This is a genomic window from Paenibacillus sp. GD4, from assembly GCF_030846225.1.
Lineage (GTDB): Bacteria > Bacillota > Bacilli > Paenibacillales > NBRC-103111 > Paenibacillus_G > Paenibacillus_G silviterrae.
In genome coordinates this window covers 256,562-281,545 of record NZ_JAVCYK010000001.1, presented here as the reverse complement: position 1 = coordinate 281,545, position 24,984 = coordinate 256,562, and the positions used below count along the sequence as shown (strand labels likewise).

Genomic DNA, 24,984 nt, shown 5'->3' with positions numbered 1-24,984 from the left:
CAACCGCATGAATGAGCAGCAGCCTGCTCCGGATCGTCGAAATCATTTCATTTTTGTTCTTGTAACGCTGCTTTACTGGGCCGCATTGTACGTATATGTTCCCGTACTGACGCCTTACTTGGAATCGATAGGGACTTCTTACAGCATGATCGGCATTGTTTTGGGAAGCTACGGTTTTATTCAAATTTTGCTTCGGCTTCCGCTCGGTATTGCCTCAGACCGCTTGAAGCGCCGCAAGCCGTATATTTTACTTGGCATGATCAGCATTACGCTAAGCTGCGTTTGCTTCGCCTGGGGTGAACAAATCGGCTGGCCTCTGGCGGGGAGAATCGTATCGGGGATCGGGGCGTCTACCTGGTCAGCGTTCACCGTGATGTATGCGGGGATGTACCGCAGGGACCAGATGTCGAGCGCCATGGGGGCAATCAGCTTACTAATTGTAGCCGGACAGCTGGCCGGTATGAGCATCAGCGGTTTCCTCGTCGAATGGAAGGGCTGGAATGCCACCTTCTGGACGGGCACAATCTTAGGGCTGGCGGGAACGCTGCTTGCTTTACTGCTTCGAGAAACGCATCAGCCGGCTGACCGGGCCCCTATGCAGCTGAAGGATCTCGCGCCTGTCATGAGAGATACGATGCTGTGGAAGGTGTCCACACTGTCCATCCTGGCTCACAGCGTCTTGTTCATCACCATGTTCGGCTTTACACCGTCGTATGCTCTAGTGTTAGGCGCAACGGAAAAGGATTTGACGCTGCTCGTGCTGGCCTTCATGATTCCCCATGCGCTTAGCTCCTTCTGCTCAGGACGATATTGGGCGCCGCGGGTAGGGGAATGGAACCTCATTGTGTCGGGCTTTGTCGTCAGTGCCGCCCTCTCTGCGTCCACGGTGCTCGTGGATGATTTCGGTTGGCTGCTCCTTACGCAAGCGTTCAACGGCTTCTTCCAAGGGCTGCACTTCCCGCTGCTCCTGGGGCTTTCCATTGCGAACATTTCCGAATCGAAGCGAGCGACTGCCATGGGCTTCTATCAAGCGGTATATGCTGTAGGGATGTTCGCAGGGCCGTTCATTGCCGGGGCATTGAACGAATGGGCGGGACTGGCCGGAGGCTTTTATTTTGCCGGGGGTATCGGTATAGCGGCTGCAGTCTTGACGGCCTATTGGAGAAGAAACAGCCCGGCATCGGCTAGGCAGCAAAAGAAGCCGCATCCGGTACGATGAAACCTGATTCCTGTTAGGTTTGCCTCTCCTCCCCAATGGGAAGGCTGAGGGGAGGAGGAATGTGCATGATTTGGATCATCGGTGCAGCTGCGCTGCTTATCCCGTTATTGATGGTATGGACCGCCCGAATCTGGAAATGGATGCGTATCTGTTACCATGTCACCGCATTAGTAAGCGGGTGGATCGCCGGAGTTTTGACAGCGGATGTATTGCTGCAGATTCTTAGTAAGGATACGGTCATGATGACGGAGGTTCATAAAATCTTTTATAACCCGTTGTTTCTGCTTTCCGCCGCGTATCTCGGCTTGTTCGCGTTATACCGCGGGTGCTTGGGGCTGCTTCCTGTAGCTACGTCCCGTTCCTGTTAATAAAAGCAATTCATGGGCAAACTACTTCTGATCTCACGGTTACTGAACCGCAAAGGAAGGAGGGCAGATCCATGACGGATAACACAATGGACACCGCCGGCTTCGTGCAAAAGGTGCATGAAACGCAAGCAAAGCAGGAGAAAAACAAGCGTTCGCAAGGACAAAAAAATCATCCTGAGGCGAAGCTGCCGAACAAACAGCACTAAGCTTGCCCATATCATTGACACATCGGCCTGATTCCGGCACACAAGCGTGCCGCGGAATCAGGTTTTTTTGTTGCCGTCTGAAGAAAACACAATACGTTACAAAGAGATTCCTCACGATGCAGACTTCTGAATGCTATAGTTTTTGGGAAGCGTTTACATTCTTGTTAGGGGCTGCGGAAGGAGAGATCAAGGTTGAGTGCAGGTTCAGCAATTCAAAAAAGGGTTTTACTTATTTTTTTATGCTTTTTACTGTCCGTCTCGGGGATTGTCCCCATGACGCCGACGGTACGGGGAGCGAGCACAACGCTGTTTAGCGATGGCTTTGAAAGCTTCGATCTATGGACACAGGAAGGAGGGGACAGCAAAGTAACGGCATCAACCACGAAATACACCGGGTTGCAAAGCGCTAAGTTCGACAATTCAGATGCCTTAAGCACGTCGATCAATACAAAGGGCTACGAGAACATTTCCTTTAGCTATTACTACAAAACGGGTACAGGTTATACAGGACCTTTCTCCGTACAGTACTCCGTTAATGGAGGAACAGAGTGGGAAACGCTCGAGGTTCTTACTTCTGCCCGCGGGTCCTTCACGATGAAGGAATATTCGCTGCCTTCATCGGCTGACGATCTAACGGATCTGCGTATTCGCTTCGTGACTCAAAATACCGGCGCTATGGCCTTATACCTGGACGAGGTTGTCGTCACAGGCGAGGCAAAGGCTGCCGTACCGACGGATCCCCAACAGAGCCCGGAGGGACCGGAGATGGAAATTTACAGTGAGCTGTTCGATGATCCGGATAACTTCGGATCAACCGGCGGAGTGAATGTTCCACTTCCTTGGCTTCAAGAGGGTGCAAGCGGCAGCGCGGCCAAAACCTCCGCTTCTTCGACCGCTCCATCGGTTCCGAATATGGTCAAGATCGACAGCAAGGATTCGCTGGCGCTGCCTTTAAATCTGACCGGCTACGGCAGCATTAAGCTGAGCTATTACACAAGAGTTTCCTCCTATTCTGCTGGAAGTATGGTGGTGGAATGGTCCTCCGACGGCGGTGCTGCATGGACGACGCTTGAGGAGTTGAAGCTGCCTGCAGGAACCGCATCGCAGCCGAATACCCGCAAGGAATGGACGCTCGGCGCCACTGCCAACAATAATGCCAATGTGAAAATCCGTTTTAGAGTGGGAGAGGCGATGTCGGCTAATATGTATATGGACAATGTAGTCATTTCGGGACAGCGGATTCCGGGCACTAACCCGGCGCCTACGCCGGTTCCGATGCCGGAACCGGTAGAAACGCCTCCGTTTGTCCCTCCGGCCGGGGTGAGAATGTATGAGGATGTTGAGATCGGAATGGCCGGCAACCGGAAGCTGTATACTTCTATCGCGGTTCCTGAGACCGCACCGGATGCTCCTATGCCGGTTGCGGTATATATCCATGGGGGCGGCTGGAATCATGGCGACCGTAAGCAAGCTCTGTCAAGCATCAGCAGCTACGTCCTCAAGCGAGGCTACATTGGGGTGTCGCTTGATTACCGGCTGACGCCGGAAGCGCCGTATCCCGCACAAATTCAGGACGTGAAGCTGGCGATTCGCTATTTGCGGGCGAATGCGGCGCAGTATCATATCGATCCGAGCCGGATCGGCGTGATCGGCTCCTCGGCGGGAGGGCACTTGGCTGCGCTGTTGGGAACGACATCCGATTTGTTGTCGACCGAGCATATTATGCTGGATAACGGGAATACCGTTCAGGTGCCTGATCTGGAAGGGACGGGAGGCTATCCTGATTATTCTACCCGCGTTCAGGCCGTAGTAGATTGGTTCGGGCCGGCTGATTTTACCACGGAATTCGCCAATAATTACAGCTCGGTAACGGCGCTGTTAGGCGGGAAAAAGGCGTTCACAGTCCCGAACGAGGCAAGGCTGGCGATGCCGGGAACCTACGCCTCCCCGGATGATCCTCCGATCTGGATACGGCACGGCAAGGCGGACCTCACGGTTCCGTATCAGAACAGTGAGGTATTGGCCTCCCAGTTGACGGCAGCCGGGGTGCCAGTCGTTGATTTCAAGCTCGTGGACGGTCAAGGACACGGCTTTGTCGGCGAGGCAAAAGATATTGCCGATGCGGAGGCATGGGCATTTTTAGATCAGCATGTGAAAAATCGAACGGTTGCGGAGCCGATCATCTATAAGCCCGGTACAACGAACCCTCATCCGGAATCCCCTATTACGGTGAGTCTGAGTCCAACGACCCTGACACTTGAAAAGGGCGGGACCGGCACGTTGACGGCTTCTATAGGCGGAACGGGTGCGGAGATCCCGGCTTTGTCGTGGACAACAAGCAGCTCTCAGATTGCATCGGTTACTTCAACAGGTGCTGCCGCGGCACAAGTGAGCGGAGTGTCTGCAGGCACGGCGATCATTCGCGCTAGTGTTTCGGAGCAGGTGTACGCTGAAGCGCCGGTCACCGTGACAGTGCCGCCTCCGGATCCTACCAAGGTAGTCGTTACGGAGATCGCCAGTCTGACTCCGACCGGAGACGCGGCGATCGATAGCACCTCCGCGAATTCGGGTACGAACTTTAACGAGAAAACAGGCTCCAGCGTAGGACTGTTCAGTATTTCGGCCGGAGCCACCAATAAGAAGTATGTGTATTTCAAATATGATGTGTCTGCTGCGCCGGATCCAAGCTATCACTATAAGGTGTACGTTTCCGCCAAAAAGGGAAGCTCGGGCACCGATGTGGAGCTGTCGTTATACGGGTTGGAGGATACGACTTGGTCGGAAAGCACCCTGACCTGGAACAACGCTCCCGTCAAGAGCTTGAATCCGAGTGCGCTGCTTGGCAAGTTTACGGTGAATTCGAGCACTACGAAGCTGTACGAGGTGGATGTCACGACGTATGTAAGGAGCCGCTTGGGACAGGGGGAGGTCGCCTTCCTGCTGGGAGATGCAGCTAGCACCGGCGTATCCGTAAATATTTATACGAAGGAATCCACCAGCAGCAGCAATCCGAAGCCTAAGATGGTCGTTCAGCAGATCCTCGATTATTCGAATGATGTTGAAGCCCCTGCGTGGCCGGCTGAAGGAAGTCTATCGGCTGCAAATATAGGTACGGAATTTGTGGACTTAAGCTGGCCTGCGGCGACGGATAACAGCAATGTTTCACATTACCGTGTTTATCGTAACGGGGAGCTGCTGAGGACCGTCCAAGGAACGAGCTATAAGGCGGAAGGCCTCTCGCTGGGGACGACTTATACTTTCACGGTGGAGGCAGTGGATGTTGCGGGCAACCGGAGTGCGGCGCTGTCGCTTACTAAGGCCACCTTGTTGCAGCCGATCCGGCCGCTTCCCGTGTCGAATGTAACGGCAAGCGGAAGCGACGGAAATATCGAAGCGAACGCCATCGATCACAATTTATATACCCGATGGTCGGCAGCGGGAGCGGGACAGTGGATCGAGCTTGACCTGGGCTCCGTAGTTCCGATTGGCTATGCAGGTATTTCCTTCTATAAGGGAGATCTTCGATCAACGGAGCTGGCGATCGAAACGTCAACGGACGGATTGACGTGGATCCCGCGTTACCGCGGCTTCAGCAGCGGAAAAAGCATACAGCCTCAAGCCTTCCGTCTGAATACAGAAGCAAGATATGTCCGCGTAACCGGATACGGCAATTCGGACGGTTCGCAATTCGTCAGCTTAACAGAGGTGCAGCTGTATCCGCCGTTCTCAGGTGGGGATATGCCTGTGGCAATCGTCCCCACCATCGAGCCCGGTCCGCCCGGAGATACGACTCCGTTCACGCGGCCTGGGATGAAGCTGGCAGACGGGACCGATCGCCCGGTTCATCCTCCTCATATGACAACGGGACGCACGTTGAATGTGCTTGATTTCGGTGCGGATCCCGGCGATAACCAAACCGACGATCGCCCGGCTATCCAGGCCGCCATCCAAGCGGCGCAGGAAGGGGACGAAGTGTTTCTGCCGAACGGAACCTACAATCTGTTCAGTACGACGGAAAGCGGTACGAATCTGGTTGTCAAGACGGGCGTCAACCTGCGGGGAGAGAGCGAAGCCGGTACGATATTGAAAACCTCGCTCAATAATGTAAAGAACAGCACCGCGATCAAATCGGCCCGTCAGCATGATCTGGTCATCTCGCATCTTACGTTGACTTCAACATGGGACGGCGTCTATTCGACCGATCACCGGACGAACAACCCTTCGGCCGGAGGACCTGATAGTCAAATCACGATCGCGAGCTTCGGAGATGATCCGTCCTACAACATTACGATCGATCACGTCACCGTGGAAAAATACAGCCGGATGGGCGTCCGCATTGATAACAGCCGCGATGTTGTTGTGCGCAGCAGTACGTTCCGCAATGCAACGGATGTGGGAGGCGGTGGCGCCGGCTACGGGGTATCGATTCAAGGCATGGCGAAGATCAACCGGCTCGGCTATCCTAACGATACCCTCTGGAATGTTGTGGAGAATTCCTCCTTCGAGGGACCTTATTTGAGACACGGGGTTCTCATTCAGTTCGTGGCTCACAATAATGTGGTGCGTAACAACCGCTTTGATCAAACCCGTCTGGATGCGATCGACCTTCATGGAGAGCTGGAATATTTGAACGACATTTATGGCAATGTCATTACGGATGTCACTACCGGCGGAGGCATCGGCCTCGGCAATACCGGAGGCACGGCGCCAAGCAATCACAGCAAAACAGGCCATGGCAATTATATTCACGATAATATCATACGCAACAGCCGGGAAGGCATTATCGTCATTCTCGGTACGCCTGACACGCTTATTGAACGCAACGTGATCGAGAATACGACGAATGTCGACGGCGCCGCCGGCATCGTGGTCAGGAATGGACCGGGAACCGTCATCCGGGAGAATGAGATTCGCAATAATACGGCTAAGGACTACTGGGGCATTGTTCTTGAGCATGACAACGGGGATACGAATGCGGGAAATATCGGCGAGGGCGATCCGGTTAACGTACAGATCGTTCGCAATACGATTCAGGGCAATACGAACGGCATTTATTTGAAAGCCGGAACGGATATTGTGTTGAGAGGCAATCTGTTGAATAACCTGGGCGCGAATTACCAGGCGGCGGATGGCGTTATGGTTAGGGTTGAAGAGGCTTCCGCGAATGCCGATTTAGGACTGCTTTCCGTTATCGGCGGTACGCTGACTCCTGCGTTTGCGGCGGATCATACCGATTATACCGTAAATGTGGAGCATACCGTAACGAGCCTGGAACTCAGCGCTGCCGCTTCGGATCCGCATGCGAAGCTCCAGATCAGCGGATCGGAGGTGCCGACCGGCATCTACCGTTTGACGAATTTGAGCATAGGCGAAACGAATGTCACGATTCGAGTATTTGCTGAGAGCGGTGCTAGCAAGACCTACACAGTGAACATCCACCGCGCAACCGCCACAAACACGGATCCTAGCACGGATTCCGGCTCAGACACGGGCACGGATACGAATCAAGATCAGGCTCAGGTTCAGGATAGCGGGACCGTTACAGGACCAGCCCCTGCCGCACCCCCAATTGCCGGTCCGGTTGGCCAAGAGAAATGGCCCGTGAAGGAAACGACGTCGGACGGGAAAAGAACAGTAACGCTTGACATTGACGAAAAGGGAGCAGAACGACTGCTGAAAGAGGAATCCCAAGGCCGGCCTAAACTAACCCTCGAAACCGCGGCGATGCCGGATGAAGCGTCCGTATCGCTGAGCGGTACGGCACTTCGGAAGCTGTCAAATGCCGACAAGAGGATGGTGCTTTCGGTAGAGACAAAGCTCGGCACTTATGAGCTACCCTTGCAGCAGACGATGCTGTCCGAATGGGCCTCAGAAGTGGCCGCGGCCCCGGATGACCTCCAACTGATCATCAAGATCATGAAAAACCCGGAAGCAGTCACACGGGCGGTCCAAGAGGGACAGAAGGCTCTCGGCGCACTTGATTACACGGTAACCGTTGTGACAGTAGACAACCGCTCGTCGGTTATCAGTGAGTTCACTCAGTATGTGCCAAGAACAATGAAGCTGGAACGAGAGGTGAACCCTAATCAGCTGGCCGTCGTTCGGTTCAAAGCAGATAGCAATGGACAGCTGCAATACGAACCGGTTCCCTTTACTCTGCAAGGTGCAACCGTTACGATCTTCAGCCTGACAAACAGCACTTACTTGGCGATGGAGAGTCAAGTCAGCTTCCAGGATATTCAATCGCACTGGGCTAAAGAGCCAATTGAACGTATGGCCAACCGGCGCATTATTCGTGGAGCGAGTGAAGGGCTGTATTCGCCGGATCGCGCGGTAACCCGGGCAGAGTTCGCCGCCATGATGATTCGCGCACTGGGGCTGCCTGAAGCCGACAAGGCATCCATTGAATTCCGGGATGTGAAACCGCAGGACTGGTATGCCCGGACGGTGAATGCCGCGGTAAAGGCGGGGCTGATACAAGGCTATGAGGACGAATCCTTCCGGCCTAATGAAATCATCTCGAGGCAAGAAATGGCCGTTATCGGCTATCGTGCGATGAAGACAGCCGGGTTCGAGACTAAGGCGGCAAAAGCCGTGAACGAAGCTTACGATGATGCAAGCCTAATGCAGGACTGGGCAAGGGAGGCGATCGGTGAGCTGGTCGCGCAGGGCATACTTCAAGGCGTAGCACCGGGAGCCTTTGAACCGGACGGCACAGCAACCCGTGCTCAAGGTGCAGTGATGCTGAGCCGTATGCTGGGTGTTCTTTCCTTCAGAAGCGGAAGTTAACCAAAGCACACCTTAAGATACGCACAATGAGGGCGCTTTCATCATGATATAGTGAGCATGTTATCAAGACATGGTTCTATAGGAGGGTTCTACATGATGAGGGGTAAGCTGTCAAAAATCATTGTCGTATCTTTACTTACTACCTGGCTGGCTGCATGTCAAAGCGGAGGGGGGGCTGTACCCCCCGACTCCACCGCGAAGGGAGGAGAGGAAGGGGGAGCGGCTCTCGCCAAGAAGGTCAGTGAAACGCCGACGGAGCTCGTCTTTTATACCGGAATTAACGGCTGGACGGAAGAAACGTTCATGGAAAATTACGGAAACCTGATTCAAAAGAAGTTTCCGAATTACAAGCTGAAATTTATTCCGCAGACCTCGGGCAACAAGGACCTGCAGGCGGCGATCACCTCTGGCCAGACAATCGATATTCTGATCAGCTCGATCGGGTTGACCTCCACCTTCCTGCTTGCTTTCGACATGCAATACGACATTAGCGAGTTGATCAAAAAATACGACTACAAGCTCGACAGGCTGGAGCCATCGACCGTGGAAATCCAGCGTCAATTGGCAAACGGCGGGATCTATGGACTACCGGCGAATACGACTTCGGCGGCGCTGTTCTATAACAAGGACTTGTTCGATCGGTTCGGCGTCTCTTATCCGAAGGAAGGGATGACCTGGGATGAGCTTTACGATCTGGCCCGGCGCATGACACGCCAGGAGGAAGGCAAGCAGTACAAGGGATTTCTGATGTCTTTCCAGCATCTGATGCTTCTGAATCAGCTTTCCGCTTCGCACGTCGACCCTAAAACGAACAAATCGTTGTTCACTTCGGAGCCCTTTACGAAGGCGTTTTCGAATCTGTCAAGGTTTTATACCATCCCCGGCAACGGGCTGCCGAATCCGCAGAAGTATACAATGGCGGAGCAGCAGGATTTATTCTATAAGGATAAGTCCCTGGCCATGTATGCTGCGCTCAGTACGACCTCCAGCACCTTTAAGGACCAGGTCAACTGGGATGTGATTCAGCTTCCTTATCATAAGGAGCTACTGGGTGTCGGTCCCCAGTCCTATCCGAACTACTTCTATATATCCGCAGGCAGCAAAAATAAGGACGCCGCCTTCCAAGTACTGGATTATGTTACTTCAAATGAGTTCCAGGAATTTTTCGTGAAACGAGGCTCACCGTCCATTCTGAAGGATAAGAGCAAGCTGGAGGCGCTTTTTGCCAGCGAGGTTCCCTATTTGAAAGGAAAGAACGTCAAATCGCTGCTTCCCGAAAAATTCGCCGCTCCGACGGTGAAAACCGTGCATCAAGCGGCCGCAGACAAGGAGCTCTTGACGGCACTCACCGATTGGATCAACGGCAAGGACGTGAACAATGCGCTTCGCGAAGCTTCGGAAAGACTGGACAAAGCTATAGAAGCGGCTAATAAATAGTAAGTTCGTTTCAGATGATATCAAGAAGTGCTCGGGTTCGTGTCTATCACGGTCCTGAGCATTTTTTTCGTGAAGCCTAGAAAAAAACACAGCTTACCTAAAGGCAGTCCCTGCTTGCCCCGGATCCCGTTTCGATATAATGAAGGGTAACCCGCTTTCCACGATACGTCTTTTGAGCCAGATAGGAGGGGAAGACGCTTGATGCAAAAGGCTATGTCGACGTTTGTGATGCTTACCGCTCTCGTGGGACTTGTACCGGCATGCAGCGGTATATACGAAGGAAATTCGGAATCTGTTAATCCACGCGAGCAGACGGACCCATTGAAGCCAAAGCCCTATGAGATTCGCATTGCAGTAAGGTCAGCGCTTCTGCCTTATGTTGAAACCGCTAACAATATTAATGAAACGAGGCTTGTACGCAAGCTGAACGAATTGACCAATGTCACCTTGAACTTTAAGGTTTACCCGCAAAATCAATACAATGCCAAATTGGCACAGATGTTTGCTCTAAACAACCTTCCCGACGTGATCCAAGGCGGCCAGCCGTATCAGCGGGAGATGATCGGCGCCGTGGAGGCCGGTGTGTTCCTCCCATTAGACGATTTGCTGAAGGAGCATGCACCGAACCTGCTAAAGCTGGTTCCCGAGGAAGCATGGGATATGGTTAGGCATGAAGGGAAGATCTACGCTCTTCCGGCTTGGATGTCCAATACAGGGCGGCGTGCCACGTTTATGAGAATGGATTTGCTGAAGCAGACCGGTCTTCCTCAGCCGAGAACGGTAGAGGAGTATCTGGAGGTCATGCGAGCAATGAAGAAATTGGGCGTTCCCTATCCGTTCGGAGGGAGGGTCAATTTCGAATACTCCGATATATTTTTTCATGCGTACAATGTGTTTCCCGGTTATTGGAAAATAGAAAACGATCAGGTCGTGCCTAATTTCTTCGACGTGGACAATATGACGAAAGCGCTTCAAATGTATCGAACGATGTATGAGGAGGGGCTAATTCATCCTGATTTTGCGCTATTGTCCGGCAACGACTACGCCAATAACATCATTTCGGGGAATTCCGCCATTTTTCAAGCCAATGCCAATACGCTGCTGTCCTTCACGGACAGAATCCGGTTAAAGATCCCTGACGCGGAGCTTGCGATCGTACCGTCTCCGACCGGACCCGACGGGAAGGGCGGGAACTCTCTCGTTAACCCTGTTATTCGGGGATATTACGTGAATAAAAATGCGGAAGATCCTGCGAGAATCATTCGTTTTTTCGACTGGATGGCTACGGAGGAAGCCCAAACCTTCTTCACATTCGGGGTGGAAGGGGAGGATTATACGATGAAGGATGGAGTGCTTCATTATCATACGCCCCAATCGGAGGAGCAGCTGAACGAAGAACGGTTTCGAACGGAATGGCTCTGGATGGTGCGGGATTTTACGTATGTGAAGGGTTTAGTGGAACGAAGCGGCACCGGCAAGAAGCTGATCGAAGCAACGGAGCATGTGCTTAGCAAGGAAGGACGGGATACCGTCGAATTTTTGCCGGAGTTAAACGCCAATATGAAATACCCTGACGCCAGAGTGGGCTCACGAGCTGCGATTTCCAAGGATATTCTGAAGCCGATCGTCAAAATCATATATGGGGATCAGCCGGTCGACAGCTGGCCTCGGGTCATAGAAGAATGGAAGAAAAACGGCGGGCAAGCCATCTTGGAGGAAGCTAATGAAAGGTACCGCAGGGGGGAAGGCGTCATTTTTCCTTTACGTTAGAGAAGAGTGAGCGGGATCACGCAAGGACCGATAGGAGGGAATGCGGTGTTGGATGTTCTGGTCGTCGATGACGAAGACGTTGTGCGCCGGGGATTGGTTAAGCTGCTTTGGAGTGTGCATTCCTGCGTCGGATCGATCCGAACGGCGGATGACGGCCTTCACGCGATTCAGCTGATGGAGGAGAAGCTCCCCGATGTGGTCATGACGGATATCCGGATGCCGAATATGGACGGAATTGAGCTCTGCAGGACGATCGCGGAAAAGCAATGGAACGTCCAGCTGGTCGTCGTTTCGGGATACGGTGATTTCCATTATGCACGAAGGTGCATGTCTTATGGAGTAAAGGAATATTTATTGAAACCTGTTGCTAGAGATCAGCTGCGCCAATTGCTCGACAAGCTGGCGGCGTACAAGGCGAACCTGCAGGATCCGTTCCAGCTGATGGTGGAGGTGAAGGAATGGATCACGCAGCTGGAGCAGGCCGTCTGGACTGCGGATGATGAAGAGATCTGCCGATTGCTGAGAGCATTCGAGTACAATTCAGCAAGGGGCTGGGCTCACGGCTCCGATAAGGAAGCTACGCTTCGGCATTGCCTGAACTGGCTTATCCGCGGCTTGAACAGCCGGAATGTGTTTGTATTCGACGATCGGATATCGCTCTCACATGGGAACCAGGCTACCTTGCTCGAGCAGTTCGAAGCCGAAATCCGCAGGATCGTCGATTTCATACTCCAGCGACGGCGCGGCGACTTTAAGAACCCGGTGGAGGAGGCGATGAAATTCATGGAGGAGAACCTGGCGGAAGAAATTTCACTTGAGGAAACCGCACAGCATATCGGGCTGTCTCCGACGTACTTCAGCGTGCTGTTCAAGAGGGTTACGGGGGAAACGTTCATTCAGTACCGGATTCGGCTGCGCGTGGAGAAGGCGAAGCGGCTTCTGGAAATACCCCATTACCGGATTACCGATATTTCCACCGAGGTGGGCTATGTCGATCATCCGCATTTTACCCGCACCTTCAAAAAGCATACCGGTATTCTCCCCTCGGAATATCGCAGGCAGCTGGGGATCGATTGATGCTGAAGCTTAGCTTGTTCGTGCGCACCTATGCGATGTTTTTCTCCGTTATCCTCCTTACGCTGCTGCTAATCGGCTGGTTTGCTTACTACTATTCCTCGAGCAAGCTGGAGACGCAGGTTGAAAAATATATGGAGCAAATCGTGGAAACGATCGGGGCGCAGACAGATACGATGCTGGCCTCTTATGATGAGGCGAGCAAGCATATCGCCGCCGACCCTGACGTACGAAGGTTTATGGATATCGAGCGGCTTACCCGATATGAGCAATTCGAGTACTATTTGCTCATCCGGGATACGGTGTTTAAATCGCTGCTGGATTATTATCCCGATATTAATCGGATCTACCTGATCAGCAGCAGAGGAGAGATGATCTACCTGGATCGGGGAACGGAGCAGTTCCGGGAATCGATGCTGACGGAGGAGATCAGGACGAAAATTTCGGATATCCCGACGGACGGCAATATCGCTGTGCTCCCTTCCAGCTTGCTGACCTCGGATCGATCCCAGATTACGGTAGCCCGCAAGGTGAGAGGAACGACGGATTTCGAGAGAAGGGGCGTCTTCGCCATTGAGTTCGATACGGCCAAGCTCTCCTCCCTGTGGGATCGGATGAACAAGGGGGAGGGAGGTTATTTTTTCATTGCCGACCAAGAGGGCAAGCTCATTTATCATCCCCGAAGCGAGCTGATCGGTCAAGCCTACGAGATGCTCACCGCAAAGGCTCTGCAGGGGGCGTCCATCACCGAAATGACTTGGGACGAGCAGAGGCAGATTGTGCTCTACAGAGAATCACCGCTGCCCCGTTGGGGATTGTTTCTTGCGGTGTCCAAGGAATGGATGAACGACCCTGTCGTCAGTATCCGTACATCTTTGCTTGCTGTAGGGGCGGGCACGCTGCTCCTTACGCTGTGGCTTGCGCTGCTGTTCTCCAGATCGATTACCCGCCCGATCGATATACTGAGGCGAAGCATGCGGCATACGGCGGAAGGGGATTTTCGGCCCGTTGCAATCAAAAATACAGGGGATGAAATTTCGGAGCTCGCTTGCAGCTACAACCTCATGGTCGAGCGTCTGTCCGAAATGATCCAGCGTGTGTATGCCGCAGAGCTTCATCGGCAGAAGGAGACGCTCGAACGGCAGAAGGCGGAATATCAGGCGCTGCAGCTTCAGATCAATCCTCATTTCCTGTATAACACCCTGGCCGCACTGAACAGCTATGCGCTGGATCATGGGGCCGATGAAATTTCGGATATGACCGAGGCGTTGACCTTTATGCTGCGATACGCCGTCCAGACGGATCTGGATGCCATTACGGTAGCCAATGAGCTGAATCACGTGCGGTATTACTTGCTGATCCTTCAATATCGGACAGGGAAGCCCTTCGAAATCGAGGTTCGGATCGATCCATCCTTGCTGCTGCACCACATGGTTCGTCTGACGCTGCAGCCTCTTGTGGAGAATGTGTTCCAGCATGCGTTCCACAGGATGAAGGATAAGGCGCCGCAGCTTGTCATCGGTGGAGAACTGCGTGGGGAGGAACTATGGATTCACGTGGAGGATAACGGGATCGGGATGACGGCCGAGCAGCTGGGACGGGTCCGCGGGCGTCTGCTCGAAAATCGTCTCGGGGAGAGCGGTGAGGGAAACAGCGGGGTGGGGGGGATCGGCATGATGAACGTGCATCGGCGCATTCAGATGGTATTCGGAGAAAGCTACGGTCTTTCCGTGCAAAGCGAGGCCGGCCAGGGGACGATCGTGTCGATGAGGCTGCCCGGCATTGAGAATAAATATCAAACCGGAATGCTGTAAATCATCGTGCAGATTCTCTGCGAACGGGGTATCGTTTTTTGTTGCTCGTAGAAACTGTATCATTGAATTCGGGTATCCTGTTTCTTCCTCATCTCACCCCAGCCGCCCCCTGCCAACCGCGAGGGAAGGAAGAAAATTTCACTTTTATCCTAAACCGATGAAACCGCGCCGTTAAGCGGGTTATTGGACATCAATGGGAGTTTGTCCACCTGACGTTTGCTCTAGTATTCGCGTTTTTTAACAGATTTCTCTATGCGACAGAGAAAGAAGCTGTTATACTACTTTTGAGGGAATATTTTCGTTTTGTAAATATTAGAGGGGAGTGGAACAAATGAGGGTTCTTCCGAAGATGAACGACCTCGGCTTCTTTGAAATTCGGCTCGAATCCATTGGAGGTCTCGGCGCGAATCTTGCAGGCAAGATGCTGGCCGAAGCCGGAGTGGTTGGAAGCGGCTTCAACGGAGTAAGCTTTTCTTCCTACGGATCGGAGAAGAAGGGCTCGCCGGTTAAGGCGCATATCCGTTTTTGCGATATCGACACAAACATTCGCGATACCACACCGGTAGAGCGTCCGCATGTGGTCGGTATTTTCCATGAGAATCTGTCGAAAACCGTCAATGTCGTAAGCGGTATTTATGAGGACAGCATGGTGCTGGTGAACTCGGCGAAATCTCCGGAGGAGTTGAAGGAGAAGCTGAAGCTGCAAGGCGGCACACTGGCCGTTATTGACGCAACAGGAATTTCGCTTGAAGAGAAAAACCGCGTAAACATGGCGATGCTGGGTGCTTTGTTCCGTCTGTGCGACTTCTTGGATTTCGAGCACATGAAGGGCATTATTCGTAAATCTTTGGAGAAGAAGTATCCTCAAGCCGTCGAGCCTGCGCTGCGCACGTTCCAACGTGGCTACGACGAAGTGAAGTTCCAAACCTTCGAGCTTCCTGAGGGTGTAGAGATGCCGCTTCCTAAGCGCTGGGATATTCCGGTATACGGGTATGAAACTCAGCCGATCGGCGGTATGGTTTCGAACCCGGGGAACAGCATTCTGAAAGATCTGAGTATCTCCCGCAGCGGGATGATGCCCCACTTTGACGATGAAAAATGTATTCACTGCGCGGCCTGCGATACCGCTTGCCCGGATTTCTGCTTCGTATGGGACGAACAGCCGGATAAGAAGGGACGTCCGCAGATGTTCCTGCAGGGAATTGACTATCAATATTGCAAGGGCTGCTTGAAGTGCGTTGTTGCTTGTCCTACAGAAGCGCTTTCCTCCGCAAGGGAAACCGAGGGCTATCACGAGGAGCATCGCGTACCTCACCGCTTCAACCTCGCAGCAAACTAATTGTTCGATCTTCAATTAAGGGAGAGGTGAATTTCATCGATGGCGATCGAGATTAATAAAGAAGTCAGTCAAGGCAAAGTCGAGCAGCGGATGGTATACGAATCCGGTAACGAGATGGCCGCTTACGCCGCTCACCAGATTAACTATCACGTAATGGGGTATTTCCCGATATCTCCTTCGACGGAGGTTGCACAGTTCCTTGACCTCATGAAGGCCAACGGCCAGCATGATATCAAGCTGATTCCGGCAGACGGCGAGCACGGCTCGGCGGGTATTTGCTACGGTGCTTCCACAGCGGGCGGCCGCGTATTCAACGCGACAAGCGCGAACGGTTATCTGTACATGCTGGAGCAAATGCCGGTTCAATCCGGTACGCGTTTCCCGATGGTTCTTAACCTGGTGTGCCGTTCCGTATCCGGACCGCTCAACATCCATGGCGACCACTCCGACCTGTACTATGCGCTGAACACCGGCTGGCCGATTCTGATGAGCCGTGACCCGCAAGCGGTGTACGACATGAACATTATGGCGATCAAGCTGGCGGAAGATCCTGAAGTACGTTTGCCGGTTATTGTGGCATCCGACGGTTACTTCACGTCTCACCAAAAACGCCGCGTACAAACGTTCGCTCACAAATCGGACGTTCATGCGTTCATCGGCGAGGCGCCGAAAAACTTCCCGCACGTTCTGGACCGCAACAACCCGATTACCGTTGGTCCTTACATGAACGAGCCGGACTACATCAACAACTGTTATCAGCAGTCGGAAGCGATGTACCGCGCAGGTGAAGTGTTCGACCGCATCCAGAAGGAATACAAGGAACTGACAGGCCGTGAGTATCCGATTCTCGACTTGTATCGTATGGAAGACGCAGAGGTAGCCGTGTTCCTGATGAACTCCGCTTCGGAGATCGTTAAGGACGTAGTGGACCAGCTGCGCGAGAAGGGAATCAAGGCAGGCTCCATCGCGCCTAATATGATTCGTCCGTTCCCGGCGAAGCAAATCGCAGAAGCACTGAAGAATGTTAAGGTTATCACGGTAGGTGACCGTGCCGATTCCTATGGCGCTTACGGCGGTAATATGACGCTTGAGATCAAGGCCGCATTGTTCACAGAAGGCAACACAACAACAAAAGTCATCAGCCGTATCTACGGTCTCGGCGGCAAAGATTTCTACGCCGAAGACGGTCATGCCTTCTTCCAAATGGCGATCGACGCCATGGAGAAGGGGACTGTAGAAGTTCCGTTTGATTATTATGGCCACACGGCAGGGGATCCGAACAAGAAGCCTCAGCGCGTGCTCGAGCCGATGAAATATGAAGAACTTAACACAGGCCTGATCACAGTAGACAAGGATGAGACTACAGGTCAGCTGAAGGTGAAGATTCCGCCGCTTCGTGCTCTCACGAAGAAGCCGAAGCGTCTTGCTCCGGGTCACGGCGCATGCCCAGGCTGCGGTATTTTCTCCGGTCTCGAGCTGTTCTTCAAAGGAATCGAAGGCGACATCGTTGCGTTGTTCCACACAGGCTGCGCGATGGTTGTTACTACGGGATATCCTTACTCTTCCCACAAGGCAACCTATATTCACAACCTGTTCCAGAGCGGTGCAGCCACCCTTTCCGGTGTGGTAGAAATGTTCTGGGAGCGCAAGCGTCGCGGCGAGCTTGACCAGTACAACCTGCCGGCTGACTTTACTTTCGTTATGATCACTGGTGACGGCGGTATGGACATCGGTATGGGTCCGGCGATCGGTGCAGCTCTGCGTAACCACAAGATGATCATCCTCGAGTACGATAACGAGGGTTATATGAATACAGGAGCACAGCTGTCCTACTCGACGCCGATCGGCCACCGGACATCTACGTCCAACGTCGGCAAGCATCAAGGCGGTAAGCTGTTCCACCATAAGGATACTCCGCAAATTATGGCGGCAACCAACATTCCTTATGTATTCACAGGCTCCGAGGCTAGTCCGCAGGACTTGGTCAAGAAAGCGGCGAAAGCGCAATACTACGCACAAAACGAAGGTCTTGTGTACGGTAAAATCTTGATCACCTGTCCGCTGAACTGGCTCTCCGAAGAGCAAATCGGCCAAACGCTGATCGACCAAGCGGTGAATTCCTGCTTCTTCCCTCTCTATGAGATCGAGAACGGGGTAACAACGATCACTTACAATCCGGAAGAGAAGAACAAGCGTGTTCCTGTCTCCGATTGGCTGAAAAACATGGGCAAAACAAAGCACCTGACGAAGCCTGAATATGCGGAAGCACTTAAGGGCTTTGAGGATGAAATCGAGCGTCGTTGGCAGCGTCTGAAAGCGAAGCACGAGAATCCGTACTTGTAATATCATAAGGCGCAAACTCATTGGAGCTTGCGCCTTTCATTTTATCCGGAGGGGTGAACGGCAATGCCCTATGTGCTTCGACATGCGCAGAGCGGTCAAATCGCGACCGGCATCTTACGCAACGGCTATAATCTTGATTATTACGGGACCAAATGGTGGGATGATGAGGAAGAGGCGGAAGCGGAGCGGGAAACCTTTTTAAGCTCGGTTGGTGTTACCGACGTACCATTTTGGCACATACTGAAGGTAGACGAGAACCGCCTGAAAATATTCAATGTCAAGCTTAAAAACGATCCTTCCCGAAGACTCTTTATGGATAAGGAAGGCGTTGTAACCGTAACGACGAATGGATAGGGGATTGGGGCCAAGCATGAAAATAACAAATCCTTTTGAGGTATTTGAACAAATTGATTCCGAACAATCGCTCGCCGCATTCGCGGAGGAAATAAAAGCGAAAGGCTTTACCGGCTTTCGTTTGTTTCTGGAGGGCTTTACAGAGAAGCTGAAATCGTTCGAGGAAGAGGAAACCGACCGCATGCTGAAGCTGTTAAGCTATGCGAAATCCGCTTTTCCGGTTCCGGCGAACTTCAGCCCGGTGTGGCAGGTTGTATGGAACGAATACGAAACGATCATCACGACCAAAGCGAAGGTATTGAAGGACATTCCCGCTGCAGAGCGTGAAGGGGAATGGCAAATCATCATCGATAACCCTTTCACCAATCAGGATATCGTATGTTACCCTGGAATGCCGTTCCTGCATGCCGCCTATATGTTTGCGTACTTCCGTGTGGATCTGAAGAAAAACGAGTTTTTGCGCCTGCAGAAAATCGTTTCTTGTATTACGGAATTCGGCGGAGCGGACAATGTTGAACGGTGAGGAACAAGGAATAGGGCAGTAAGAAGCTTCGCCAATAAAGGCAATCCACATTCATAAGAAGCGTGTGAATTATGATCATTTTTCGCACGCTTTTTTTGTTTATTGTACCCCTCACCTAATATTGATTAATAAAATTATTAATAATATCAAATTTAAACACAATGTGATGATCAGCGGAATGACCGTAAACAAATATGATCGCATAAAAAATTAGCGTGCGAACGCTGATGCCGATTCACACGCTAATCATTCTTTTCATTGTTTACTGCAATGCTTCCAACTGCCGCTTCACATCTTGCACAAGGCGCTCGGCATCCCCAGGTCGTCCGACGACATCCGTCACATCCATATCGACAATCAACACCTGAGAGGCATTATAATAATTCATGACCCAGTCGTCATAACCGGACCATAGGGTGCGGTAATATTCTATCAGGGCAGGATCCTGTTCAAAATCACGGCCACGCAGCCCGATTCTATGTAAAACGGTCTCAAACGACCCTTTTAAATATACCATGAGATCCGGTGACTTCTTCGGCAGCTCCTCCAGTTCCTGCATCATGTTTCCGGCCAGGTTCTCATAGATGGAGAACTCCAAATCGCTGATGCGTCCGAGCTCGCGATTCACCTTCGCGAAATACCAATCCTCATAAATGCTTCGGTCCAGGACATTCTTCCTTTGCGTCAACGCTTGCTTGATCGCCTTAAACCGTGTATCCAGGAAATATAATTGCAGAAGAAACGGATACCGCTTCCGTTCAATCTCCTCCGGTGTGGAGGTATAAAATAACGGTAATATCGGATTTTCATCCACACTCTCGAAAAAAACGTCAGAGCCGAGTGACTTCCCGAGCAATGTTGCCACTGAAGTCTTCCCCAGGCCGATCATGCCTCCGACAACTATCACTGCCATGCTTCCCCTTTCTCCTTTACCGCGGGTAGAGTCTCTTGTACGAAGAGAACTGCTCTAGTATAACAAGTTTCCTGTCGAAAAGCACTAGCTAAATTACATTGGAAAATAGCAGAAATAGCAGGAATTTGTCGAAGTATGTTGAATTTATTAACCTTATTACGATTGTGCCTATCATCGATAGAATATACAGAAATTAGGTGTGGCTATGCCAATTACCATTATTACTGACGGCAGCGCAGATTTGCCGGTCGACATCGTGCAGCAGTGGGGAGTCCGGATCGTCCCGCTGCATGTCAGCTTTGAAGGCAAGAGCTTTGACCTGGAACGCGGTAATGCCGCCTTTTATCAGGAGATGAAAACCCATTCCATGCTGCCCCAAACCGCAAGTCCTTCCCCGTATGATTTTCTTCAAATCATGGAAGAGCATAAGGACGAGGATATGCTGGTCATTACGATCTCATCAAATCTAAGCAGCACCTATCAGCATGCGCTGCTGGCAGCGGATATGCTGCAAGCGTCCGGCTATAGGGGCAGCTGCAGGGTACTGGATTCGAAGACGGCATCCTTAGGTTTAGGCTTGCTGGTGTATAGAGCAGCAAGAGAGAGAGAGGCGGCTACCAGCCTTGATGAACTGGCTGATCGATTGAGTAAGGTCATTGAGCGGGCTAAAACCTATTTCAGCCTGGACACCTTAGAGAACGTGATCAAGGGAGGGCGCTTGGATCGTGCGAAAGGCGCCATTGCTTCCGTATTGAACATAAAGCTCGTTATGCAAGCGAGCGAAGCGGGGGCGGTTGAGGTCATCGATAAGGTTCGCGGAACTCCCAAAGCAGTAGGGAGGCTGATGGAAAAGCTGGAAGAGGTAAAGGGAAATACCGGCAGCCTTATTTTGGGTATCGCCCACAGCAATTGTAATGAGAGGGCCATAGAGTTTATGAAGCGTGTTGTGAACGAATATGCATTTCAGGAGGTTGTCTTTTCCGAGATGGGTCCCGTGATCGGAACGTATGCGGGGGAAGGCGGCATCTTGATGACGTTCTCTTAAAAAGAAGAACCCATTCCTTATTCGAATGGGTTCTTTGCTTTCTCATTCACGGTAAGAAACAGCCAAACTCCGAAGATCAACAGACTGCCTGCTGCTGCCTGGAGCCAAGTAACAGGTTCGCCAAGCAGAAGAAAAGCGAGCAGTGTCGCACCGACCGGTTCTCCGAGAACGCTCATCGAGACTGAGGTGGCACTCATATATTTCAACAACCAATTGAACAAGTAATGACCGAATAGGGTGGGGACGACGGCAAGCAGTAAGAATAAGCCCCATTCTTTTGGAGGATAGGCACTAAAAGAGTAACCTGCTGCTGCATTATAGAATGCAAGGACGACGGCGGCCAGGACAAAAACAAAGAAGCTGTATACGAATGCGGAGATGTGCTCGCGCAGCGTTTTGCCCACCAGCATGTGAACGGCAACGGCAGCGGTGCCTAAGAAGGATAGGACGTCGCCGTACAGAGCGCTGCCCTCCAGCCCCCAATCCCCCCAGCCGATCAGCAATGCTCCGATCATGGCGATGGTCATCCCCAGGATAGCCGAAGCCTTCGTGCGGTGGCCGAACAGCAGGAATGAGCCCAGCATGACGAGCAGCGGCTCCAATGACATGATAGCGGTCGAGCTTGCTACTGTTGTATAACGCAGGGAGCCCATCCATAGTAAGAAATGAAGTCCCAGAGTAAGCCCGGACCAGAACAAAAGATGCCAGTCCTTCAGGCTGAGTCTCTTAACATCCGGCCAATGCTTCGGTAACAGAGGCAGAAGCAGGAGTGCTGTTAGGAACAGACGGTACATCGCAATGATTGATACAGGGGCCTCCGACCAGCGGATAAAGATGGAGGAGAAGGAGATGGCGATGATACCAATCAGGATAAGTAACCACAGCTGGGAACGAACAAGTTGCAATCGATTCATGTAATGTCAGGTCTCCAGAGAAAAGTAAAGTTGCAGAGCCTTACTAAAATATCAACCTTCGGTAAAAAAATCAAGAGAATTTGGTTGAAGCGGTTAAGCAAGGAGTATAATTCGTTACCCGGAAGGCGTTTATATTTTGTCAAGGATTCGCTTGTCTGTTATGATAATCTTAGAGTATTGCAGCAGGAGGGGGAAGAAGCGTAAGATGAGCAAGCGGTTTGTCATCGAAGCGGTTTTGACGGCCATCTATGGGGAATTGATGCTGCCAAGTCAGCCGGTTGATTATATTATTCCTTATTCCACGATAAGGGAGCTTTATGAGCTGAAGGACAGTCCGGAGCCCATAATGCCCGACCCGGCTGATGAGGCTCATGTACGGGTGAAGATTCAAGAGCTGATTGCCTTTTTTGAGGACCCGTTTAATCGCAAAAAAATCGAGCGGGCTCTGGCCGTGCCTTGGAGGATCAGTCCTCCGATGCCGATCAACGATAGGGTCACCTTCACCGTCATGAATTCCTTCGAGGACGCTCAATTCGGTGAAGGTTTCGATCCGATTGAAACCGAAATCATCCTCTGTGCCATGAAGGAGAAGGCACCTATTCTAACCGATCAGGTTGAGTTTCTTGAGAAGGCCATCGAATCGGAAATTGCCGCCCAAATCTATGATATCGACGATTTTGTATTTGCGGTAGAAGAGGGCATTTCCTTTGAGGAGTGGAAGTCGTTATAACGACACGAAGAAAGCCAGCCGGCAGATGATATGTTCATCCGTCCTGCTGGCTTTTCTCCTCCAAGTCCGGCGCTTATTGGGATTTCTTGGATACGTAGTCGCAGACCATTTGGACGGTGACCTGCGAACGCGTGGGGGAAATGCCCTTCATCGCATGTGCATTGATTTGTGCGGTCCAATAGTTAATCCGGTCTACCGTAAAAGCTTGGCCAGCCGCACAGGCAGCTACAGCTTGATCGATGGCTTCCTCGCGCTTCGCTTCCAGCTTAAGAAATTGCTCAAGATGGGAATTTTGCTTCTTCACATGGGAAGTTATTGCTTCATGTACACTCACGGGTAATCTACTCCTCATTCATAACATAACTCGCTGCGCCTATAATACTATAACTGTTTTTACTATACAATAGATCAAAGCAGGGAGGCTCCTATGCCGGGACACGAAGAGCTATTTGATATATTTGATCACAACGGGATGCGGATCGGAACGGCCGGCCGGACCGAGGTGCACCAAAAGGGATTATGGCACCAAACCTTTCAATGCTGGATTTGGACCGTCAGGGATGAGGGGCCGGTATTATTGTTTCAGCTAAGGCATCCGCAAAAGGATACGTTTCCAGGCAGGCTGGACATTTCGTGTGCCGGGCATTTGTCGGCAGGAGAGCGCGTGGAAGACGGCACCCGTGAATTGGAGGAGGAGCTGGGACTTATTGTCGATTATGCGGACTTGACGTTCTGCGGGATGTATTCTAGCAATAAGGTGCTTGCGGACGGAAGACGCGACTGCGAATTTTGTAATGTATTCCTGTACCGCTGTGACCAGCCTCTTTCAGACTACCGGTTGCAAGCCGAAGAGGTCACAGGGCTGTTCGAGATTCCTTTGAGCCGACTGGAGCTGCTTTTCTCAGGAGCAGCGACTTCCATACGCGCATCGGGCGTGGAGCTGAAGCAGGGCCGCCTGATTCCCGTAGAACGAAGCATTTCAGCGGGGGATTTGGTCCCACATGACCGTAGCTACTATGAGCTTATTCTCAGGCATTTACAGCACGGAGTCCGCGGGCAGTGAGCTATTTCAAGGGATTCCTTACACTCTCGGGAGGACGATTAGGTCCAATAGCGTAGGGAAAATCATGTCGATTTTGGCAGCAGGTCATGGTATAATTAACTTGGATTAACTACATATGGCATTCTCGATAAATGGCAAAACTGGCGAAAGCCAGCGACGCAAAGCTAAAGGGACTACAGTGAACAACCATGTCAGCCAGCTGCCGAAGGAATGGGGTCAGTATGAGTGTACCTCCCTTTAGGCATGCATAGGAAAGGGGGGTATTTGTGTTGCCAGCCTTCGTAACCAAGCGACGTAAGGTCAAACGGATTATGATCGTCGATGACTCGATGTTCATGCGAATGATCATAAAAAACATGATTTCGCAGGATTCTGAGTATGAGGTAGTCGCCGAGGCTTCCAACGGAAGCGAGGCCGTTCAAAGGTATGAAGAGTTTTGCCCGGATTTGGTCACGATGGATATCACTATGCCGGAAATGGACGGCGTTACTGCGCTGAAGGAGATCCTTTCCTTGGATCCCAGGGCTAAGGTCATTATGGTCTCAGCCATGGGTCAGCAGTCTTTACTGGTGCAAGCGATTGCAGCTGGAGCTGCAGACTTTATTGTGAAGCCGTTCGATAAACAAAGAATCCAGGATGCATTCGAGCATGTATTAAATAAATAGAGTAGAATGGAATGGAGTGGAGGAGCTATGGCGTCAAGTGCAGAAGCAGTACAGAAGGATGTCTATCAGGAGGAAGCTGTTAGCTCCTTGATCATGGAAGAGGTAACCCAATGCCTGAAGCAGTCCACGAAGGAGGAACTCCTTGAGCTGATGGATGCCTTGCAGGTGATTCGCGATTATTTGCAGGAATGCCATTAGGCGTATGAGTTGACTTCGGATAGGATATGCTATCCCTCGATAAGGAGGGACAAAGATATGGGCTCTATGGATGAGACGAAGGGAAACCGAGAGCGGGAAGACGTGCAGCCGCATGAACGCCTTGGGCTTCGAAGAGATGATAAACACGGGGTGGAAGCGGATATCGATGAGCATGGCGCCATCCAAGAGGATGATCGCCAAGGACTATGGACTTGATTCG

Annotated in this window: 21 protein-coding genes and 1 riboswitch; of the genes, 18 read left to right on the top strand and 3 right to left on the bottom strand. The window is 51.9% G+C overall.

The annotated features are described in order from the left end of the window. Positions 1 to 7 precede the first annotated feature (7 nt). From RAC89_RS01185 to RAC89_RS01130, 12 genes are all read left to right on the top strand, one after another. Entirely contained in the window at positions 8 to 1,219 is a 1,212-nt protein-coding gene (locus RAC89_RS01185) for an MFS transporter (protein WP_306611241.1), read from the top strand. 65 nt (positions 1,220 to 1,284) lie between these two features. Beyond that, positions 1,285 to 1,587, top strand: a complete 303-nt coding sequence (locus tag RAC89_RS01180; RefSeq protein WP_306611240.1) for a hypothetical protein — start codon at positions 1,285 to 1,287, stop codon at positions 1,585 to 1,587. Positions 1,588 to 1,658: 71 nt separating this feature from the next. Then, the gene (locus RAC89_RS01175; protein ID WP_284639662.1) at positions 1,659 to 1,793 is read left to right on the top strand and encodes a DUF4023 family protein; all 135 of its coding nucleotides are present in this window, start codon (positions 1,659 to 1,661) and stop codon (positions 1,791 to 1,793) included. Between the two features lie 273 nt (positions 1,794 to 2,066). Then, a complete protein-coding gene (locus RAC89_RS01170; RefSeq protein ID WP_306611239.1) occupies positions 2,067 to 8,582 on the top strand; it encodes an S-layer homology domain-containing protein in 6,516 nt (2,171 codons plus the stop codon). Between the two features lie 93 nt (positions 8,583 to 8,675). Continuing rightward, positions 8,676 to 10,019, top strand: a complete 1,344-nt coding sequence (locus tag RAC89_RS01165; protein WP_306611237.1) for an ABC transporter substrate-binding protein — start codon at positions 8,676 to 8,678, stop codon at positions 10,017 to 10,019. Positions 10,020 to 10,220: 201 nt separating this feature from the next. Continuing rightward, a complete protein-coding gene (locus RAC89_RS01160) occupies positions 10,221 to 11,789 on the top strand; it encodes an extracellular solute-binding protein (RefSeq protein ID WP_306616016.1) in 1,569 nt (522 codons plus the stop codon). 6 nt (positions 11,790 to 11,795) lie between these two features. Further along, complete coding sequence (locus RAC89_RS01155; protein ID WP_306611236.1) at positions 11,796 to 12,866, top strand: response regulator; 1,071 nt, start codon at positions 11,796 to 11,798, stop codon at positions 12,864 to 12,866. After that, on the top strand, positions 12,866 to 14,677 hold the full coding sequence (locus RAC89_RS01150; protein ID WP_306611235.1) for a cache domain-containing sensor histidine kinase: 1,812 nt from the start codon (positions 12,866 to 12,868) through the stop codon (positions 14,675 to 14,677). Before RAC89_RS01155 ends, RAC89_RS01150 begins: the two co-directional genes overlap by 1 nt. Positions 14,678 to 15,008: 331 nt before the next feature. Then, positions 15,009 to 16,016 (top strand): 2-oxoacid:acceptor oxidoreductase family protein, encoded by a 1,008-nt coding sequence (locus RAC89_RS01145; RefSeq protein ID WP_284639651.1) that lies wholly within the window; start codon positions 15,009 to 15,011, stop codon positions 16,014 to 16,016. A 39-nt stretch (positions 16,017 to 16,055) separates the two neighbouring features. Beyond that, positions 16,056 to 18,359 carry a thiamine pyrophosphate-dependent enzyme gene (locus RAC89_RS01140; RefSeq protein ID WP_284639649.1) on the top strand — a complete coding sequence of 768 codons (2,304 nt, stop codon included), beginning with the start codon at positions 16,056 to 16,058 and terminating at the stop codon, positions 18,357 to 18,359. A gap of 63 nt (positions 18,360 to 18,422) precedes the next feature. Next, a complete protein-coding gene (locus RAC89_RS01135) occupies positions 18,423 to 18,713 on the top strand; it encodes a hypothetical protein (RefSeq protein ID WP_306611232.1) in 291 nt (96 codons plus the stop codon). A gap of 16 nt (positions 18,714 to 18,729) precedes the next feature. After that, complete coding sequence (locus tag RAC89_RS01130) at positions 18,730 to 19,236, top strand: hypothetical protein (RefSeq protein WP_306611230.1); 507 nt, start codon at positions 18,730 to 18,732, stop codon at positions 19,234 to 19,236. 262 nt (positions 19,237 to 19,498) lie between these two features. Here RAC89_RS01130 and RAC89_RS01125 read toward each other — a convergent pair whose 3' ends face one another. Beyond that, entirely contained in the window at positions 19,499 to 20,149 is a 651-nt protein-coding gene (locus RAC89_RS01125) for a deoxynucleoside kinase (RefSeq protein WP_306611228.1), read from the bottom strand. A 205-nt stretch (positions 20,150 to 20,354) separates the two neighbouring features. Here RAC89_RS01125 and RAC89_RS01120 point away from each other — a divergent pair, with 205 nt between their 5' ends. Further along, entirely contained in the window at positions 20,355 to 21,194 is an 840-nt protein-coding gene (locus tag RAC89_RS01120) for a DegV family protein (RefSeq protein WP_306611227.1), read from the top strand. Positions 21,195 to 21,211: 17 nt separating this feature from the next. Here RAC89_RS01120 and RAC89_RS01115 read toward each other — a convergent pair whose 3' ends face one another. After that, entirely contained in the window at positions 21,212 to 22,108 is an 897-nt protein-coding gene (locus RAC89_RS01115; protein ID WP_306611225.1) for a DMT family transporter, read from the bottom strand. A gap of 205 nt (positions 22,109 to 22,313) precedes the next feature. On the opposite strand from RAC89_RS01115, the gene RAC89_RS01110 reads away from it, so the two are divergent. Further along, the gene (locus RAC89_RS01110) at positions 22,314 to 22,838 is read left to right on the top strand and encodes an ADP-heptose synthase (protein WP_306611224.1); all 525 of its coding nucleotides are present in this window, start codon (positions 22,314 to 22,316) and stop codon (positions 22,836 to 22,838) included. Positions 22,839 to 22,911: 73 nt separating this feature from the next. Here the strand turns inward: RAC89_RS01110 and RAC89_RS01105 are convergent, their stop codons facing one another. Further along, a complete protein-coding gene (locus RAC89_RS01105; RefSeq protein WP_306611222.1) occupies positions 22,912 to 23,172 on the bottom strand; it encodes a DUF2533 family protein in 261 nt (86 codons plus the stop codon). 93 nt (positions 23,173 to 23,265) lie between these two features. Between RAC89_RS01105 and RAC89_RS01100 the strand changes: the two genes are divergently transcribed. From RAC89_RS01100 to RAC89_RS01085, 4 genes are all read left to right on the top strand, one after another. Further along, positions 23,266 to 23,901, top strand: coding sequence for an NUDIX hydrolase (locus RAC89_RS01100; protein WP_306611221.1), 636 nt, complete (start codon positions 23,266 to 23,268; stop codon positions 23,899 to 23,901). 123 nt (positions 23,902 to 24,024) lie between these two features. After that, a riboswitch (cyclic di-GMP riboswitch) is annotated at positions 24,025 to 24,108 on the top strand. Positions 24,109 to 24,212: 104 nt separating this feature from the next. Continuing rightward, complete coding sequence (locus RAC89_RS01095) at positions 24,213 to 24,566, top strand: response regulator (RefSeq protein WP_306616015.1); 354 nt, start codon at positions 24,213 to 24,215, stop codon at positions 24,564 to 24,566. 27 nt (positions 24,567 to 24,593) lie between these two features. Beyond that, positions 24,594 to 24,764 carry a hypothetical protein gene (locus RAC89_RS01090; RefSeq protein ID WP_306611219.1) on the top strand — a complete coding sequence of 57 codons (171 nt, stop codon included), beginning with the start codon at positions 24,594 to 24,596 and terminating at the stop codon, positions 24,762 to 24,764. Between the two features lie 57 nt (positions 24,765 to 24,821). Further along, positions 24,822 to 24,980, top strand: a complete 159-nt coding sequence (locus RAC89_RS01085) for a hypothetical protein (protein ID WP_306611218.1) — start codon at positions 24,822 to 24,824, stop codon at positions 24,978 to 24,980. Positions 24,981 to 24,984: the final 4 nt, after the last annotated feature.

Excerpts from the sequence above, each read along its gene's own strand:
- RAC89_RS01185 (WP_306611241.1), top strand. The coding sequence starts at position 8 with ATGAATGAGCAGCAGCCTGCTCCGGATCGTCGAAATCATTTCATTTTT.
- RAC89_RS01180 (WP_306611240.1), top strand. The coding sequence starts at position 1,285 with ATGATTTGGATCATCGGTGCAGCTGCGCTGCTTATCCCGTTATTGATG.
- RAC89_RS01175 (WP_284639662.1), top strand. The coding sequence starts at position 1,659 with ATGACGGATAACACAATGGACACCGCCGGCTTCGTGCAAAAGGTGCAT.
- RAC89_RS01170 (WP_306611239.1), top strand. The coding sequence starts at position 2,067 with ATGACGCCGACGGTACGGGGAGCGAGCACAACGCTGTTTAGCGATGGC.
- RAC89_RS01165 (WP_306611237.1), top strand. The coding sequence starts at position 8,676 with ATGATGAGGGGTAAGCTGTCAAAAATCATTGTCGTATCTTTACTTACT.
- RAC89_RS01160 (WP_306616016.1), top strand. The coding sequence starts at position 10,221 with ATGCAAAAGGCTATGTCGACGTTTGTGATGCTTACCGCTCTCGTGGGA.
- RAC89_RS01150 (WP_306611235.1), top strand. The coding sequence starts at position 12,866 with ATGCTGAAGCTTAGCTTGTTCGTGCGCACCTATGCGATGTTTTTCTCC.
- RAC89_RS01145 (WP_284639651.1), top strand. The coding sequence starts at position 15,009 with ATGAGGGTTCTTCCGAAGATGAACGACCTCGGCTTCTTTGAAATTCGG.
- RAC89_RS01140 (WP_284639649.1), top strand. The coding sequence starts at position 16,056 with ATGGCGATCGAGATTAATAAAGAAGTCAGTCAAGGCAAAGTCGAGCAG.
- RAC89_RS01135 (WP_306611232.1), top strand. The coding sequence starts at position 18,423 with ATGCCCTATGTGCTTCGACATGCGCAGAGCGGTCAAATCGCGACCGGC.
- RAC89_RS01130 (WP_306611230.1), top strand. The coding sequence starts at position 18,730 with ATGAAAATAACAAATCCTTTTGAGGTATTTGAACAAATTGATTCCGAA.
- RAC89_RS01125 (WP_306611228.1), bottom strand. The coding sequence starts at position 20,149 with ATGGCAGTGATAGTTGTCGGAGGCATGATCGGCCTGGGGAAGACTTCA.
- RAC89_RS01120 (WP_306611227.1), top strand. The coding sequence starts at position 20,355 with ATGCCAATTACCATTATTACTGACGGCAGCGCAGATTTGCCGGTCGAC.
- RAC89_RS01115 (WP_306611225.1), bottom strand. The coding sequence starts at position 22,108 with ATGAATCGATTGCAACTTGTTCGTTCCCAGCTGTGGTTACTTATCCTG.
- RAC89_RS01110 (WP_306611224.1), top strand. The coding sequence starts at position 22,314 with ATGAGCAAGCGGTTTGTCATCGAAGCGGTTTTGACGGCCATCTATGGG.
- RAC89_RS01100 (WP_306611221.1), top strand. The coding sequence starts at position 23,266 with ATGCCGGGACACGAAGAGCTATTTGATATATTTGATCACAACGGGATG.
- RAC89_RS01095 (WP_306616015.1), top strand. The coding sequence starts at position 24,213 with ATGATCGTCGATGACTCGATGTTCATGCGAATGATCATAAAAAACATG.
- RAC89_RS01090 (WP_306611219.1), top strand. The coding sequence starts at position 24,594 with ATGGCGTCAAGTGCAGAAGCAGTACAGAAGGATGTCTATCAGGAGGAA.
- RAC89_RS01085 (WP_306611218.1), top strand. The coding sequence starts at position 24,822 with ATGGGCTCTATGGATGAGACGAAGGGAAACCGAGAGCGGGAAGACGTG.